The following is a 16,265-nucleotide window of genomic DNA, read 5'->3' on the forward strand; positions in this document are numbered from 1 at the left end:
GATCTTTAATTAGGCTGCCAACTTCCAAATTATAAAAGCTAAAGCAAAACCAACCAAGTACACTAAGCCTAACCAAGTTAAACTACGTAATAGCACGCTGTGCTTAATAGCTGGCTCTGAGCGTACAAGACTAAAGTTAAGCCATGCAAAAATAGGCGTTGTAACAAATGAAAGCGTCATCGCAAAGGTAAGCATGGGGCCAAGGGCTGATTTAAAAAATAAAATAACCGCCATACCGGCAAGAGCTTGTAGTATTAGCCAAATATTTAAGCTGTGTTTCGATTGCTTAAAGCCAAGTAACTTATGCGATTCGTTTAAAGTACGCGCGTAACCATCTAGTACAGTTAATGTGGTGCCAAACATACATAAAAATGCGATTGCTGATACCAGCGGCCTTGCCCACTCGCCTATTGTTAATGCGTACATATCAATAAGCTGTTTGGCAAACGCGACACCACCGAGTTCTATACTGCTGGTTTGCCCGTATTGCACTAATACGCCTAAGCTAAAAAATACCAAGGCTAAGCCGGCTGTAAGCCAGTAACCTACGTTAAAATCGAACAGGCCTTGGCTTTTAGTGACGGTTTGCTGCGCTTGTTTTTCTTTTAGCCATAAAGAACTTAATGCAGATATTTCGATAGGCGCTGGCATCCACCCCATTAAAGCCACCATAAAACTCAGCATTGCAAGTTCGTACGGTGAAGGCCCTACATAGTCAGCAGGTGCCATTGGACCGTTACTAAATGCTATAGCAAGAGCAATTAATGTTGCAAGTGTAAGCAGCCCCATAATGCCTTTGGCAACGTTATCGAGCGCTTTAAAGTGCCCAAGTAGTAATATAACTAAACATACCCCTAGCAGCATCCAACAAAGTAAGGTTACTTCAATAACAATAGGTAGAGCGTAATGCAGTAAGCTTGCGGTAAGCAGTAATACGCCGGCGGTATTAACAACGGCGGCTACAATGTTTAAACCAATAAAGCTATAAAAGTAAAACGGACCTTTACTTTTATACCCCTCTACTAGGCTATTTTTAGTAGCGAGAGTGTATTCCATACCAAAGCGAAAAAACGGGTACTTTAAAACATTAACAACGAGGATAAGCCAAAATAATTGCCAGCCAAATATTGCCCCAGCTTGTGTAGAGGCAACTAAGTGAGAACCTCCAATAGCGGCTGTTGCCATGAGAATCCCAGGGCCAAGCGCGTTCAGGCTTGATTTCCATTTCGATACTGCTTGGTTCATTTACTGCTCAAAAATAGTGTGTGTGAGCCTCTAACTTACAGAAATTACAGGCAATAAAAAAGAGCCAGGCGGCTCTTTTTTACAATACTTTGTGACTAATTTTTATTTAAGATCCATCTCTTGGATGATCTCGTGTGCGATTTCAGGTGTCGTGCTTACAGGCTTTTCGTGTAAGTTTGCTTTTATTTGCCCTTTTCGATGTTTTAGTGCCGCATCGAGTTTTTTAGCTGCGCTTGCAATAGCTGGGTACATAACTTCGTTTTCCCCTTTTACCGATATGCGCGTGCCTTCGTAATTTGTGCTAATTTCAGCTTGGATCTTATGATGCTCTTTAGACAAAATAATATCGAGCGCAATAAGCGATGGGAAATGGCTCTCGATTTTTGAAAATTTTTCGTTGATGTGCTCTCTAATAGAGTCAGTAACTTCAACATGGTGACCAGAAAGATTAATTTTCATAGGGTATCCTTTTATTTGTTACCTACAATTAGTATTGGGGGCTATTTAGATTAACACAAGGAAAAAAGAGAGATATTTGAGGGTTATTTACGGCTTTTGGTGATTTAAATCATGTGTTGCGCAAAGTTTATGCAAAGCCCACATTGCATGGGCTTTCAGACGTCTACTTAATTTAAGCTCTGATTGATTAATCTGTGTACGAACAACAGTAATCAGCAAAGTCAGATACTTTTACTTTAAAGCTTACGTTTGCATCTACATTAAACGATTCACCTGCATTAAATGTTTTCCATTCGCTCGCGCCTGGTAATAAAATATCCCATTGGCCAGCTAAAAGCTCCATGCATTCTTTTTGGTTTGTATCAAAAACAAACTCACCTGGTTGCATAAAGCCTAACGTTTTCGCTTCGCCATCACCTAAAATAACGGTACGGCTTGATACTTTTCCGTCAAAATATACATTGGCTTTTTTTACTACACTTACGTTATCGAACTTTGGCATTTTTAGCTCCTGCTATTAATTTAAGATTTTTATTTATAAATTTTATCGCACTACCTTGCCTGATAGGTAAATAGCTTGCAAGAGAAGCGTATTGAAAGTTACTCACTTAAAGTATTCAAAGCAGCCCTTTGGGTAATATTAAATAAATTAGAAGCTGCCTTCCCACGTGAGCAAACTCTTCGCCTACCACTCAAAATTATACCAACCTGCATAAATCTTTGATCAATTTAACGAATTAAATTGCACTATAACGTCGTTAAAAGTTTTTTATTTAGAACAACTAGATATAAAAACTTTTGCCTAGTTCTAGCGTAATTTTCTTAACGTTTAATAGACCCCATATATAAGCAGATTGGTATTAAACTCCCTGTAGACGCCCAGCTTGCTGGCGTTTTAAAGCAACGCTTTTACAGTTATTCAAACAAAAAAGCCCGCGCTGTTTTTCACAGTGCGGGCTTTTCAATTACTTACTTTATTTAATCAAATACTATTAAAAAAGCTCGTTTGCTTTGCTTACAATGTTTGCCACTGTAAAACCAAAGTGCTCAAACAGCTCGCCTGCAGGTGCTGACTCACCAAAGGTAGTCATACCTACTACTGCGCCGTTTAGGCCTACGTACTTGTACCAGTAGTCAGCAATACCTGCTTCTACTGCTACGCGACGTGAAACAGATGCCGGTAATACGCTTTCTTTGTATGCTGCGCTTTGATCTTCAAAGGCATCAGTACATGGCATAGATACAACACGTACCTTTTTACCTTGGCTGCGTAGTTCGCTTGCTGAATCTTGTGCTAGTTGCACTTCAGAGCCCGTCGCAATAAAGATAATCTCTGGATTGCCGTCACAGCTAAGGATGTAACCCCCCTTTTTAACATCTGCTAATTGCTGTGCGTCACGTGCTTGTTGCTCAAGACCTTGACGAGTAAAGATTAATGATGTAGGACCATCTTTACGCTCAATAGCTTGTTGCCATGCAATTGCCGACTCAACTTGGTCACACGGCCGCCAGTTGTATAAGTTAGGCGTTAAACGCATGCTTGCAATTTGCTCTACTGGTTGGTGAGTTGGACCATCTTCACCTAAACCAATAGAATCGTGCGTGTATACAAAAATGCTTGGTTGCTTCATTAATGCAGCCATACGTACAGCATTTTTTGCGTATTCAACAAACATTAAAAACGTAGCACCGTAAGGAATAAAGCCTTTATGAAGGGCAATACCATTCATGATGGCCGACATACCAAACTCACGCACACCGTAGTAAATGTAGTTACCGCTTGCATCATCGCGTGTTAAACCTTTAGAGCCATCCCAAATTGTTAAGTTTGAGCCAGCTAAATCGGCTGAGCCACCCATAAATTCTGGTAATAACGGACCGAACGCATTTAATGCATTTTGCGATGCTTTACGAGACGCTGGGTTTGCTGGGTTTGCTTGTAATTGCTCAATATACGCTTGAGATTTTTCAGCCCAATCGCCAGGAAGTTCGTTGTTAATACGACGCTTGTATTCTGACGCTAGCTCTGGGTATGCTTTTGCGTATGCTGCAAATTTTTCGTCCCAGCTTGATTCAAGCTGTTGGCCTTTTTCTTTGCTATCCCATTGTGCGTAAATATCATCAGGAATTTCGAACGCATCGCCAGTCCAACCTAAAAATTCGCGAGACGCTTTAATTTCGTCATCACCCAGTGGAGCACCATGACAATCGTGGCTACCTGATTTATTAGGTGAGCCGTAACCAATAATTGTTTTACAACAAATTAGTGATGGCTTGTCGGTAACGCTCTTAGCCTCTGCAATTGCAGCACTTACAGCATCGCTGTCGTGGCCATCAACACCACTAATTACATGCCAGCCGTATGCTTTAAAGCGCGCTGGTGTATCATCGGTAAACCAACCTTCTACTTCACCATCGATTGAAATGCCGTTGTCATCCCAAAACGCAACAAGTTTACCAAGGCCTAATGTGCCAGCAAGTGAACCTGCTTCATGTGAAATACCTTCCATTAGGCAACCGTCGCCCATAAATGCATAGGTAAAGTGATCAACAATATCGTGACCTTCACGGTTAAACTGTGCAGCAAGTGCTTTTTCAGCAATTGCCATACCTACTGCATTTGTGATCCCTTGACCTAATGGACCCGTAGTAGTTTCGATTCCTGGTGCATAGCCATACTCAGGGTGACCTGGTGTTTTAGAATGCATTTGACGGAAGTTTTTAATTTCGTCTAGCGGTAAGTCGTAACCACTTAGGTGCAATAGAGAATATATAAGCATTGAACCGTGGCCGTTTGAAAGAATAAATCTGTCACGGTCAGCCCACTCTGGATTCGTTGGGTTATGTTTTAGATAATCGCGCCATAATACTTCTGCGATATCAGCCATGCCCATAGGGGCTCCAGGGTGACCAGATTTGGCCTTTTGTACTGCGTCCATTGACAAGACGCGAATAGCATTTGCAAGTTCTTTGCGAGATGGCATGAATTCTCCTACCTTTATGTGTATTTGCGCGGGTATTTATGTGTTTGTTTATGCACCCAAGTAACTTGGGTTTGTTTATACCGACCATTCTTACTTATTGTGGGGGCGGTGTGCAATTAAAAACCCTATAAAAGGGAGCATTATGAATATTTTTTAAGACCAAAAAGTTATTAGTAATTTTATTTAGACGTCTAGGCGTAAAAACACTATGCAAGGTGTTTTGTTTTCGATAAAATACGCCCCTTAATTTTTTAGCGCTAATACCGACGTTTGTGAAGCGCAATATTTGTGAGCAGAATTACAATGGCAAAACATTTATTTACTTCTGAATCAGTTTCTGAAGGTCATCCGGATAAAATCGCCGATCAAATCTCTGATGCGGTACTTGATGCTATCCTAGAGCAAGACTCTCATGCCCGTGTTGCATGCGAAACTTACGTAAAAACCGGTATGGTTATGGTTGGTGGTGAAATCACTACTAGCGCATGGGTTGATATCGAAGAAATTACACGTAAAACAATTCGTGACATTGGCTACACAAATTCTGACATGGGCTTTGATGCCGATTCATGTGCAATTTTAAACACTATTGGTAAACAGTCTCCTGACATTAACCAAGGTGTTGACCGTACTAGCCCAGAAGAACAAGGCGCTGGCGACCAAGGCTTAATGTTTGGTTACGCATGTAACGAGACAGAAGTACTAATGCCTGCTCCAATTACTTACTCACACCGTTTAGTTCAGCGCCAAGCTGAGGTTCGTAAAAGCGGCGAGCTTAACTGGTTACGCCCAGATGCAAAATCTCAAGTTACTTTTGCATACGAAAATGGCAAACCAGTAGGTATTGATGCTGTAGTACTTTCTACTCAGCACAGCGAAGATATTTCACAAAAAGATTTAGTAGAAGCGGTGATGGAAACAATCATCAAGCCGGTACTTCCTGCAGAACTTATTACAAGTGCAACTAAGTTTTTCATTAACCCAACAGGTCGCTTTGTAATTGGCGGACCAATGGGCGATTGTGGTTTAACTGGTCGTAAAATCATTGTAGATACATACGGTGGTATGGCTCGTCACGGTGGTGGTGCATTCTCTGGTAAAGATCCATCAAAAGTTGACCGTTCAGCAGCATACGCTGCACGTTACGTTGCTAAAAACATTGTTGCTGCTGGTCTTGCTGACAAGTGTGAGCTGCAAGTTTCTTACGCAATTGGTGTTGCAGAGCCTACTTCTATCAGCGTTGAAACGTTTGGTACAAGCAAGCTAGAAGAAAGCCGTTTAATCGAGCTTATTCGTGAACATTTTGACCTGCGCCCTTACGGCTTAATTCAAATGCTTGATTTAGAGCGCCCTATCTACCTTCCTACAGCGGCTTACGGCCACTTTGGTCGTGACGAATTCCCATGGGAACGTACAGATAAAGCAGACGCACTTCGCGCAGCTGCTGGCCTTTAAGCCAAAATTGTTGTAGTAAATTAAAAACGGCCCTTTTAAGGGCCGTTTTTGCATCTAAAACTTATTCGCTATATTGTTTGTAGCGCGTCTACAAAATAACTATTAAATCGACCTCGAATTCTTTTGTACTTTAGGTATATACTCATTTCATTATAAAAGCTTTAGGGACAGTTAAATGGCCGATAACTTTCGCGTTATATTTGCAGGACTTGCCGATAACGTTGACATAAAAATAGCATGTACAAATTTAGCTGCAAAATTAAAAACATCAGATGAAAAAGTAGCTCTTTTTTTTAAAGGTAAGCCACTGTTTGCACCAAGCGATAAAGACAAAGCGTTAAAACAGGCTAAGTTACTAGCAGGCTTAGGCATTAAAAGTAAGCTTCAAGCTGTTTCAAACATCATTCAAAATGGCTCAAACCCTGCTGCAAATAACAACCAACGTGACGAACGTATTTTTGATGCACTCGATTACATCACTAGCAGCTTAATTCGCCTTGAAGAAAAGCTAGACGAGTTAGAGCAACGACTTCCTGAAGCTCAATTAAAAGCACCAGACGAAAGTATTGACGAATGGCAAGGTGACGATCTAATGCTAGATGATGATTTAGCGCCTCCTAAAAAACGCAGTAACTTACTTTTATATTCATTGATTGCAACTGCCACAATTTTGCTAGTCGTACTGGCTGTTTTTTTAATTTTTCCCGATTTATTCTCTTTTTAAGAATGGCTAATTAATTTAATGAGTAATAAACGCGCAAAAATAAGAGCAGAAATTCGTAATACCCGTAAAAACTTGTCAAATAATCAGCAAATAATTGCTGCGCAATCGCTAAAAATGAATTTTATTCAACATTTAAAAAGCGAAAAAACAACGAATTCAAAGCATATTGCCATTTACTTAAGTAACGATGGAGAACTCGACACCTCATTGTTAATTAAAGAATTACGGAGTTTAAACCATACTGTTTGCCTACCTATAATACACCCATTCAATGGCGCTAATTTACTATTTCAGCGCTATGAGAAAAACTCACCCATGAGAGCAAATCGCTATGGTATCTTGGAGCCTAAGCTGAACTGCTCTCAAATATGCCCATTACCAGTGCTTGATTACCTCCTTATGCCATTAGTTGCATTTGACAAACAAGGTAATCGCCTAGGAATGGGAGGTGGGTTTTACGACCGGACATTGGCACGTTTACACGAACAAAATTGGCAAAAACCACAACTAATTGGCCTTGCACATGAATGCCAAAAAGTTGAGGCTCTACCAATCGAGTCGTGGGATGTACCACTTAAAACCATTATCACCCCAGATAAAACATACTGTTGGTAACATTTAAATTTAGTTACTAACCGCATATTTCTGACATACATGAGCACAAAGCAATGACACAAGACGAATTAAAAAAAGCAGCTGCTTGGGCAGCACTCGAGTTTGTAAAAGAAAACACTATTGTAGGTGTGGGTACAGGCTCTACTGTTAATCACTTTATTGATGCCCTTGGCTCAGTAAAGGACACTATTGTAGGCGCTGTATCAAGCTCAGAAGCCTCAACCGCGCGCTTACAAGCGTTAGGTATTGAAGTATTTGAGCTTAATAACGTTGCTGCTTTAGATGTATACGTTGACGGCGCTGACGAAATAAACGCCCAAAACGAAATGATTAAAGGTGGCGGTGCAGCCCTCACTCGCGAAAAAATAGTAGCCGCTGTAGCTAAACAATTTGTGTGCATTGTAGATGACACCAAATTAGTAAAAACATTAGGCGACTTCCCGCTTCCGGTAGAAGTTATTCCAATGGCTCGCAGCTACGTTGCACGAGAATTATTAAAGCTTGGTGGTGACCCCGTTTATCGCCAAGGCGTAGTTACCGATAACGGTAACGTTATATTAGATGTATTTAACTTAAAAATTACCAATGCTAAACAACTTGAAGCACAAATAAATTCAATTGTTGGCGTAGTTACCAACGGCCTATTTGCAATGCGTGGTGCTGATAAAGTGATTATCGGTACTAAAAATGGGCCACAAATTAAATAGGATGAGGTTATGAGTAAGGTATCGTTAGCAAAAGACAAAATTAAAATTCTCTTGCTTGAAGGTGTTCACCAAAGCGCTGTTGAAACGCTAAAACGTAACGGTTACAGCAATATCGACTACGTTAAAACATCCTTACCTGAGGACGAATTAAAAGAGCGCATTAAAGATGTTCACTTTGTAGGACTTCGTTCTCGTACTCATATTAACCAAGCCGTATTAGACTCAGCTGACAAGCTAGTTGCTGTTGGGTGTTTTTGTATTGGTACAAACCAAGTTGATTTAGATGCAGCACGCGAACGCGGTATTGCTGTATTTAACGCACCATTTTCTAATACTCGTTCAGTTGCTGAACTTGTACTTGGTGAAATCCTACTTTTATTACGCGGTATTCCAGAGCGTAATGCAGCGGCTCATCGTGGTGGCTGGTTAAAAACAGCAAATGGTTCGTTTGAAGCACGTGGTAAAACTTTAGGTATTATTGGCTACGGTCACATTGGTACTCAGCTAGGTATTATGGCTGAAAACATCGGTATGAATGTGGAGTTTTACGATATCGAAGATAAATTATCACTCGGTAATGCAAAACAAGTTCACAACCTAACTCAGCTGTTACAACGCTCTGATATTATTAGTTTACACGTACCAGAAACACCGCAAACTAAAAATCTTATTGGTAGTGCAGAACTTGCTGTTATGAAGCAGGGATCTATTTTGATCAACGCTTCACGCGGAACTGTTGTTGATATTGATGCACTTGCAGAAGCACTAACAGAGAAAAAACTAAGTGGTGCAGCAATCGATGTGTTCCCTACTGAGCCAAAATCTAACGATGAAGAATTTGTATCGCCACTGCGCCAATTCGACAATGTTATTTTAACGCCGCACATTGGTGGTTCTACACAAGAAGCGCAAGAAAACATTGGTATTGAAGTAGCGGGTAAACTGGCTAAATACTCAGATAATGGCTCAACTATTACAGCTGTTAACTTTCCTGAGGTATCACTACCAGAGCTTGCTAATCGTAGCCGTTTATTACACGTGCACCACAACCGCCCTGGTGTACTAACGCAAATTAACCAAGCGTTTGCACAGCACGGTATTAACATTGCTGCGCAATACCTACAAACAGACGCATCTATTGGTTATGTAGTTATTGATGTAGATACAGATCAATCTGAAGTAGCACTTAAAGAACTAAGCGCTGTTGAGGGTACAATTAGAGCACGTATTCTGCATTAGTAATTTAATCAGCTATTCTAATATCAAAAAGGGTCACTTCATTAAGTGACCCTTTTTTGTATTTAGATTACATATACTTTCTTAAGTATTTTTTGAATACCGGATCTGTTGCTGCCAACTCTTTTTGCTCAGCTAATATCTCTTTTAAAATAGCACCTGAAGTAAGCGGGTTAGCTAGTACCACCCTAAATACAACTGTTGGTTGATTGTCGTATTTAGAAGGCGTTAAACGAGTACGTGATACAAATGAGCGACCAGACTCTCGCTGACGTTTTTGCATACTGGCAGTAAAACGGTTCAGTGAAGCAAAAATATCTAACCGAGTTGCTGCATCAGCATCGGCTATTGCTTGTTTAATTTGCTTAGGTACATAACGATACGTTAATAAGCACAACTCAGGCTCCGAAATAAGCTCAAAGTCTTCATCAGCCTTAATTAAATCAGCAAAGTAATGTGCTTTTTTGATGCTTCGATCAATCAGCATTTCGTAACCTTTACGACCAATAACACGTAAGCAAGCATGTACTAACATTGCCATACCAGGTCGGCTGCCTTCTAGCGTGTGGCTACCTAAGTCTTTTGAACCTTTACGTAATATGTACTCAGCGTGATGCTCTATTGCATCAGTTGCAGCGGGATCTTTAAATAAAACTAAGCCCGCTCCCATTGGTACATACATTTGTTTATGTGCGTCGATGGTAATTGAATCTGCTCTCTCAATCCCTTTAAGTAAAGGGCGATGCGTGTTCGATAAAAGGGTCGCTCCTCCCCATGCAGCATCTACATGAAAATGGCAGTTAATGTCTTGTGCTAAGTCGGCCATTTCATCAAGTGGGTCAATATTACCGGTTTCGGTTGTACCCGCTACCCCAATAATCGCCATTACTTTAATGCCTTGCGATTCAAGCTCACGTGCTTTTTCGCGCATAGCTCCTACATCAACTTTATTATTTTCGCAGGTTTTAATACCAATTAAGTTATCGCGGCCAATACCGAGTAAATCAACCGATTTACCTAATGAGTAATGTCCGCGTTCTGATATTAATACTGCTAAACCTTTATAGCCGTAATGCAGCATACCGGCAATTAGGCCTTGTGCGCCGATACCTCTAAAATCGCCATCGGGTTTTAATAAGCGGTTTCGAGCAATCCAAAGCGCAGTAATATTAGCAACCGTTCCACCAGAGCAAAATGCACCTAATGAGGTTTTAGCACTGTGCATCCATTTAGAATAAAATGAATCTTCTTGCCCATAAGCTAAATGATGCATCATTCCAAGCACTTGACGCTCAAGAGGCGTAAACGCTTTAGACGTTTCTATTTTTACTAGATTTTGATTTAGCCCTACCATCAATTTTGACAGCGGTAATAAGAAATGCGGCAAGGCAGAGGTCATGTGACCAATAAAGCTAGGCGCAGCTGTATGCACAGAATGTGCAACAAGTTGCTCCATTATGTCTTGGGCATAAGCAGATACAAACGTTGGATCCTCTGGGATCACTGCCGACTGAAAATCTTTTTCGATTTCATGTAATGGTTTTTCAATTGCCGCTATATTTTCGTTTAGAAAACCTGCTAAATTACTCGAAATTTCAAGCTCGATTTTGCTTAAAGTTGAGTCTGGCGCTTCAGGTACAGTAAATATACGCTTAAGGCTTTCTTTAGAGGCGACGGCACAACGCTTTTGATCCATCTCAATACCTAGTGTGTGTAGCTAAAACACGCGCTTACCCATCAAAAACGCCTACTTATTAGGACATTTAGAGCAATCGTGTTTCTTTAAAAATTGCGCTAACTTTACTGCAATATAACTAAAATGTCTCGTTTAAACCTATAAAAGCAATCAAAGCGATGACAAAAAAATGATAATTTAATTAAAATTCGACTAAACATAATTATTTATTGGGCATTTACTTATTTTGGGTATAATAAATTTGATAACAAAAAAGGGACACATATGCCAGAAGGAAGAGTAAAGGTTAGTTGGATAGTGGCAGGCTTTAGCTTGTTTTTAATAAGCTTGCTTACCTACGTTTACTACACTTACCAAACCACGCGTGCCGAAATAATGCAGTCGGTTGATAATCGCTTACTTAACGCCGCCACCAGCGTTAAACATATTTTAGGTGAGGATTATTTAAGTGCGGTTAATCAAGGCGACAACATAAGTTTTTCTTACTATCAAGATAAAAGTAAACAGCTCTCTGAGTTTGCTCAAGCACTTGATATTGCTTATGTGTATTCAATGATTTTAAAAGACGGAAAGGTTCTTTTTAGCTCATCAAGCTACACGCAAGACGATCAGAATAATGGCAAAGTAACTCAATTTTTAGATCTCTACCCTGAAGCTACCGATGCCAATATAAGTGCTTTTTACTCAACCGAGCCTGTATTTGAAATATCGAGCGATCAGTGGGGCCACTTTAAAACTATTTTTATTCCTTACGTTGACCCTATTAACGGCAATACCTATTTAACGGGTGCCGATATAACTATTTACAATTTAAACGAGAAACTTAAAGAAAGCGTATCAAAAGCAGCTGCAATGGCTAGCTTCTTCTTTTTTATCGCGATACTTGTTGCCGCCATATATATTTATTTACTAAAGCGCTCGTTAGCAACTGACTCAAGTACTGGTTTTTCAAATCATATTGCTCTTGAGTACTTTATTAAAAAAAGTAATGCTCATCACATGCAGTTAGCCGTTATTTGGGTTAATGAAATAGAAGATATAAACAGTTTCTACGGCACTGAAGTGGGTGATAAAGTAATGAAAAACTTACTTATTCACTTTAAACTCAGAAGCTCTGCGCATTGCCATATATACAGACTAGCAACCAACAAAATAGTATTACTCGCGCCTAAAGAAATGAGTAATGACGAATTTACCGATCTCGTAAAAACATATAACTTTAATACCCCAGTGTTAACTGACCCTTTTATTTATATAACTCTATGTGCAGGTATTGCCAGTGGCAATAAATCGCTACTACTTGAAAACGCGCATATAGCGGCCCTACAGGCTAAGCAAGGTAGACACAACGTCGTTAACTACTCAAAAGCACTACACGATGTAAAAACACAATATCAATACAATGTGGAAATGGCTAAAGAAGTACGTGAAGCGTTTGATAACAACCGTATTGTGCCTTACTTTCAACCTATTATTGATACTAATACCAATAAAGTTGTTCAATACGAATGTTTAGCTCGAATGGTAACGGCGCAAGGGGAAGTGTTGAAACCTGATGCATTTTTAAATGTTGTTACTCGATCAAGAATGGACGGAATACTTACCCGTACTATATTTTCACAATGTGTTAGTCGCTTTAGAAAAACCGATATTTGCTGGAGTTTAAATATAACAGCACAAGATATGCTCGACCCTAATTTAAGCGAGTTTATTGCGGACGAACTTAAGCGCTACCCGCATCCTGGTAATATCACACTAGAGCTTTTAGAAACCCAAGCTATTGCCAACTTTTCTGAGGTAAAAGCATTTATTGGAATGGTTAAAACGAAAGGCGTTAAGGTTATTATTGATGACTTTGGTAGTGGTTATTCAAATATATCAAACGTACTTAAGCTGGAAGTAGATGGTATTAAGCTAGATGGCGCACTAATAAAGCAAATAGTGAATGACAAAGATATCTATTTATTTATTGAACATATAGCCAGTTTTGCTAATCAACTTGGTTTGCAATTAATGGCAGAGTCGGTAGAAAATGCAACCATAGTAACCGCACTTAAAAAAGCGAATGTGGTACTAATGCAAGGCAACTACTTTGCCCACCCAGTGTCACATGTTAGTACGGTTATAGAAGAAGAATTAGCACTTTAACTTACTTTAGCGAGGTAAGTTAATAACGAGTCGGTGGCTTTGCTGGTCACTGGCCCAGTATTTACGCTCAAAAGGCGTAATGGCATCGTCTGACTCATAAAGCGTTACATCGCAAGGGTTGCCTGTTAATTCGAGCGCCCGAGCAAACTCCTTAACGTAAATATCCCAATTGCTGCGTACTTCTAATTTTCCACCTAACTTAACAATAAATGGAAAAATAGCTGCGCCATGCCAGCGCCTACGAATATGCTTAGATTTAGGCCACGGGTTTGGATACAACAAATAATGGTGCGTAGGTTGCCAATTAGCAGCTACCGCTAAACGCCAAAAGTCATTTAAGTCTGCTTGCACTAAGATGTACTGACCACTGTCGGTTTGCTTATATTCAACATCGTGCTTATCTAATCGGTGCGACGATTTATCAATACCAATTATAAGTGCATCTGGGTGGCGCTTAGCTAAGTTAGCTGAGCTTTCACCTACGCCACAACACGAGTCTAAAATAAGCGGGCCACTAAAGGCTTGTACTTTAGCATTAACCTCGTCAAATGCGGCTTGGGTGTGTGCTGCAATTGGCTTTTTAAATTCAGCATCTAAGTGCTTATTTACTATTTCATCAAGCTTTTCGTGAATACCCGCTTGATTAGATACAATACTACGTGAATTTGCATCACTCATTAGTGTCTTAGCCCCACACCTTTTTTGATCAATGTAAGCGCTAATGTAAATAACGCTGTTATAAATACTAAAATAACCCCAAGAGCCACGCTCAAATCAACATCCGACACACCTAAAAAGCCATAACGAAATGCGTTAACCATATAAATTATAGGGTTGATTTGTGATACATTCTGCCAAAATTCAGGCAGCAACGTAATTGAATAAAATACACCGCCTAAGTAAGTTAGTGGCGTTAATATGAAGGTGGGGATAATGCTTATATCGTCAAAGCTGTTTGCGTAAATCGCATTAATTAAGCCACCTAAAGCAAACACGGCTGAGGTTAAAATAACCGTTGCCATAATTACAAAAATATTATGAATTTGAATATCAACAAATAATAACGATACACAGGTAACTATAAAGCCCACCATAATACCGCGCGTCATACCGCCACCCATATAGCCTAGAACAATGATGTAGTTAGGTACAGGTGCAACTAAAAGCTCTTCAATGCTTTTTTGAAACTTTGTTGAATAAAAACTAGAGGCTACGTTGGAATAGGAATTGGTAATGACCGACATCATTATAAGGCCCGGTACAATAAACTCCATGTAGCTAAAACCGCCCATATCGCCAATTCGTGAACCAATTAAGTTACCAAAAATAACAAAATATAAGCTCATTGTAATTGCTGGCGGTACTAAGGTTTGCACCCAAATACGTAAAAAACGAATACACTCTTTAATCCATAAACTCTTTAAGGCTACGCCATATTTAAACATTTATTCGCCCCGCCCTTGCTCTAGTAATCCTACAAATAACTCTTCTAGTCTGTTTGCTTTATTTCGCATACTCAATACAGTATTACCTTGAGCTGTTAATGCACTAAACACAGCATTTAACCCTTGTGATTTAGCAACTTCCACCTCAACAGTGCGATCGTCTGTCATGGTAAATTTATAGCCATCAAGCGTTACAGGATTTGCAGGCGTTTTTAAATCTAAAATAAACGTTTCTTTATCAAGCTTTGCAAGCAGTGCTTTAATTGTGGTGTTTTCAACAATTCGACCATTATCGATAATCGCAATGTTTTTACACAGTAACTCTGCTTCTTCAAGGTAATGTGTGGTTAAAATAATGGTAACGCCTTGCTGATTTATTTGGCGTAAAAAATCCCACATTGAGCGACGAAGCTCTATATCTACACCTGCTGTTGGCTCATCAAGTATAAGCAACTTTGGTTCGTGCATAAGCGCACGTGCAATCATTAAGCGGCGTTTCATACCACCTGAAAGCGTACGCGCTTGCTTGTCTTTTTTCTCAAGTAAACCAAGTTGAGCTAGGTATTTATCAGCACGCTTATGGGCTTCAGCGCGTGGAACACCGTAATAACCAGCTTGATTAACAAGTATTTGGCTAAGCGTTTCAAACTGACTAAAGTTAAACTCTTGCGGCACTAAGCCTAAATGCGCTTTTGCGGCTTCTAAATCAGTATCAATATCGCAACCGAATACTTCTACTTTGCCTTTTGTTTTATTAACAAGTGAGGAAATAACACCAATAGTGGTTGATTTACCAGCTCCATTTGGGCCAAGCAAAGCGAAAAAATCACCTTCGTAAACTTGTAAATCAACGCCTTTAATGGCCTCAACACCATTTTTATAAACCTTAGTAAGGCCTTCTATATTTAAAGCAATATTTTGCTTAACCATTACTTACCCTCACCATAACCCCAACGTTTTGTTAGGTTATGTTCAATGTTTAAATGATCTAAAATTCTTGCCACCATAAAATCGACTAAGTCTTCAATACTTTGTGGCTTATGATAAAAACCAGGTGCTGCTGGCATAATAGTTACCCCTAAACGAGATAACTTAAGCATGTTTTCTAAATGAATTTCGTTAAATGGTGTTTCGCGCGGTACTAAAATTAGCTGCCCGCGTTCTTTTATTACAACATCGGCGGCGCGTTCTAGTAAATTATCTGACGCCCCTACCGCAATTGCAGAAACCGATCCTGCACTACACGGGCATACCACCATTTTTTTAGGTGCCGCAGAGCCCGATGCCACAGGGCTAAACCAGTTATCTTTACCGTATACTTTTAACTGCCCAGATTTAGCATTAAACAGCGTACTTAACTGCTCAGTGGCTTTATCTTCGTTACCAGAGAGCTTAATATTTGATTCTGTATCAAGCACCACTCGCGCTGCACTTGAGATAAGTACGTAAACTTGAAATTGCTGTTCAAGCAATACTTCAAGTAACCTTAAACCATAAGGCGCACCTGATGCACCGCTAAAAGCGAGCGTAATTCTATCTTTAAATTGCACA

The 16,265-nt window shown here is 39.9% G+C and carries 15 protein-coding genes; 6 read left to right on the forward strand and 9 right to left on the reverse strand.

The window, feature by feature from the left end:
• Positions 1–9: 9 nt before the first annotated feature.
• The 4 genes from I6F45_RS13825 to tkt form a co-directional block, all read right to left on the reverse strand.
• Positions 10–1,185 (reverse strand): NRAMP family divalent metal transporter, encoded by a 1,176-nt coding sequence (locus I6F45_RS13825; RefSeq protein ID WP_197160841.1) that lies wholly within the window; start codon positions 1,183–1,185, stop codon positions 10–12.
• Positions 1,186–1,347: 162 nt separating this feature from the next.
• A complete protein-coding gene (gene hpf, locus I6F45_RS13830; protein ID WP_007376058.1) occupies positions 1,348–1,704 on the reverse strand; it encodes a ribosome hibernation-promoting factor, HPF/YfiA family in 357 nt (118 codons plus the stop codon).
• Between the two features lie 187 nt (positions 1,705–1,891).
• The gene (gene ppnP / locus I6F45_RS13835) at positions 1,892–2,206 is read right to left on the reverse strand and encodes a pyrimidine/purine nucleoside phosphorylase (RefSeq protein WP_002958974.1); all 315 of its coding nucleotides are present in this window, start codon (positions 2,204–2,206) and stop codon (positions 1,892–1,894) included.
• A gap of 490 nt (positions 2,207–2,696) precedes the next feature.
• Positions 2,697–4,688 (reverse strand): transketolase, encoded by a 1,992-nt coding sequence (tkt, locus tag I6F45_RS13840; protein ID WP_197160822.1) that lies wholly within the window; start codon positions 4,686–4,688, stop codon positions 2,697–2,699.
• 303 nt (positions 4,689–4,991) lie between these two features.
• Here tkt and metK point away from each other — a divergent pair, with 303 nt between their 5' ends.
• The 5 genes from metK to serA all read left to right on the forward strand — a co-directional run bounded on the left by metK (position 4,992) and on the right by serA (position 9,428).
• Entirely contained in the window at positions 4,992–6,143 is a 1,152-nt protein-coding gene (metK, locus tag I6F45_RS13845) for a methionine adenosyltransferase (RefSeq protein ID WP_101164183.1), read from the forward strand.
• Positions 6,144–6,318: 175 nt separating this feature from the next.
• Positions 6,319–6,867 (forward strand): hypothetical protein, encoded by a 549-nt coding sequence (locus I6F45_RS13850; RefSeq protein ID WP_197142433.1) that lies wholly within the window; start codon positions 6,319–6,321, stop codon positions 6,865–6,867.
• An 18-nt stretch (positions 6,868–6,885) separates the two neighbouring features.
• On the forward strand, positions 6,886–7,482 hold the full coding sequence (locus tag I6F45_RS13855; RefSeq protein ID WP_197119060.1) for a 5-formyltetrahydrofolate cyclo-ligase: 597 nt from the start codon (positions 6,886–6,888) through the stop codon (positions 7,480–7,482).
• Between the two features lie 53 nt (positions 7,483–7,535).
• A complete protein-coding gene (rpiA, locus tag I6F45_RS13860; protein WP_007584757.1) occupies positions 7,536–8,189 on the forward strand; it encodes a ribose-5-phosphate isomerase RpiA in 654 nt (217 codons plus the stop codon).
• Between the two features lie 9 nt (positions 8,190–8,198).
• Positions 8,199–9,428, forward strand: coding sequence for a phosphoglycerate dehydrogenase (gene serA / locus I6F45_RS13865; RefSeq protein WP_007584756.1), 1,230 nt, complete (start codon positions 8,199–8,201; stop codon positions 9,426–9,428).
• 67 nt (positions 9,429–9,495) lie between these two features.
• On the opposite strand, the gene panP is transcribed toward serA, so the two are convergent.
• Positions 9,496–11,121 carry a pyridoxal-dependent aspartate 1-decarboxylase PanP gene (gene panP / locus I6F45_RS13870; protein WP_024594075.1) on the reverse strand — a complete coding sequence of 542 codons (1,626 nt, stop codon included), beginning with the start codon at positions 11,119–11,121 and terminating at the stop codon, positions 9,496–9,498.
• Positions 11,122–11,385: 264 nt separating this feature from the next.
• On the opposite strand from panP, the gene I6F45_RS13875 reads away from it, so the two are divergent.
• A complete protein-coding gene (locus tag I6F45_RS13875) occupies positions 11,386–13,269 on the forward strand; it encodes a bifunctional diguanylate cyclase/phosphodiesterase (protein ID WP_197160823.1) in 1,884 nt (627 codons plus the stop codon).
• A 6-nt stretch (positions 13,270–13,275) separates the two neighbouring features.
• Here the strand turns inward: I6F45_RS13875 and trmB are convergent, their stop codons facing one another.
• Genes trmB through I6F45_RS13895 form a run of 4 tightly spaced genes read right to left on the reverse strand, consistent with a single transcriptional unit; the run spans position 13,276 to position 16,264 of the window.
• Positions 13,276–13,947 (reverse strand): tRNA (guanine(46)-N(7))-methyltransferase TrmB, encoded by a 672-nt coding sequence (gene trmB, locus I6F45_RS13880; protein WP_197160825.1) that lies wholly within the window; start codon positions 13,945–13,947, stop codon positions 13,276–13,278.
• Positions 13,947–14,714 (reverse strand): ABC transporter permease, encoded by a 768-nt coding sequence (locus I6F45_RS13885; RefSeq protein WP_007584748.1) that lies wholly within the window; start codon positions 14,712–14,714, stop codon positions 13,947–13,949. The genes trmB and I6F45_RS13885 overlap by 1 nt, the downstream gene beginning before the upstream one ends.
• Positions 14,715–15,644, reverse strand: a complete 930-nt coding sequence (locus I6F45_RS13890; protein WP_024594076.1) for an ABC transporter ATP-binding protein — start codon at positions 15,642–15,644, stop codon at positions 14,715–14,717.
• Positions 15,644–16,264 (reverse strand): flavin prenyltransferase UbiX, encoded by a 621-nt coding sequence (locus I6F45_RS13895; RefSeq protein ID WP_007584746.1) that lies wholly within the window; start codon positions 16,262–16,264, stop codon positions 15,644–15,646. Before I6F45_RS13895 ends, I6F45_RS13890 begins: the two co-directional genes overlap by 1 nt.
• Position 16,265: the final 1 nt, after the last annotated feature.

This window comes from Pseudoalteromonas sp. SWYJZ19 (assembly GCF_015864375.1).
In the GTDB taxonomy this organism is placed as follows: Bacteria; Pseudomonadota; Gammaproteobacteria; order Enterobacterales; family Alteromonadaceae; genus Pseudoalteromonas; species Pseudoalteromonas arctica.

What these genes read in the sequence shown, in the direction of transcription:
- metK (WP_101164183.1), top strand. Translation starts at nt 4,992, where the DNA reads ATGGCAAAACATTTATTTACTTCTGAATCAGTTTCTGAAGGTCATCCG.
- I6F45_RS13885 (WP_007584748.1), bottom strand. Translation starts at nt 14,714, where the DNA reads ATGTTTAAATATGGCGTAGCCTTAAAGAGTTTATGGATTAAAGAGTGT.
- I6F45_RS13825 (WP_197160841.1), bottom strand. Translation starts at nt 1,185, where the DNA reads ATGGCAACAGCCGCTATTGGAGGTTCTCACTTAGTTGCCTCTACACAA.
- I6F45_RS13890 (WP_024594076.1), bottom strand. Translation starts at nt 15,644, where the DNA reads ATGGTTAAGCAAAATATTGCTTTAAATATAGAAGGCCTTACTAAGGTT.
- trmB (WP_197160825.1), bottom strand. Translation starts at nt 13,947, where the DNA reads ATGAGTGATGCAAATTCACGTAGTATTGTATCTAATCAAGCGGGTATT.
- tkt (WP_197160822.1), bottom strand. Translation starts at nt 4,688, where the DNA reads ATGCCATCTCGCAAAGAACTTGCAAATGCTATTCGCGTCTTGTCAATG.
- rpiA (WP_007584757.1), top strand. Translation starts at nt 7,536, where the DNA reads ATGACACAAGACGAATTAAAAAAAGCAGCTGCTTGGGCAGCACTCGAG.
- hpf (WP_007376058.1), bottom strand. Translation starts at nt 1,704, where the DNA reads ATGAAAATTAATCTTTCTGGTCACCATGTTGAAGTTACTGACTCTATT.
- serA (WP_007584756.1), top strand. Translation starts at nt 8,199, where the DNA reads ATGAGTAAGGTATCGTTAGCAAAAGACAAAATTAAAATTCTCTTGCTT.
- I6F45_RS13850 (WP_197142433.1), top strand. Translation starts at nt 6,319, where the DNA reads ATGGCCGATAACTTTCGCGTTATATTTGCAGGACTTGCCGATAACGTT.
- ppnP (WP_002958974.1), bottom strand. Translation starts at nt 2,206, where the DNA reads ATGCCAAAGTTCGATAACGTAAGTGTAGTAAAAAAAGCCAATGTATAT.
- I6F45_RS13875 (WP_197160823.1), top strand. Translation starts at nt 11,386, where the DNA reads ATGCCAGAAGGAAGAGTAAAGGTTAGTTGGATAGTGGCAGGCTTTAGC.
- panP (WP_024594075.1), bottom strand. Translation starts at nt 11,121, where the DNA reads ATGGATCAAAAGCGTTGTGCCGTCGCCTCTAAAGAAAGCCTTAAGCGT.
- I6F45_RS13855 (WP_197119060.1), top strand. Translation starts at nt 6,886, where the DNA reads ATGAGTAATAAACGCGCAAAAATAAGAGCAGAAATTCGTAATACCCGT.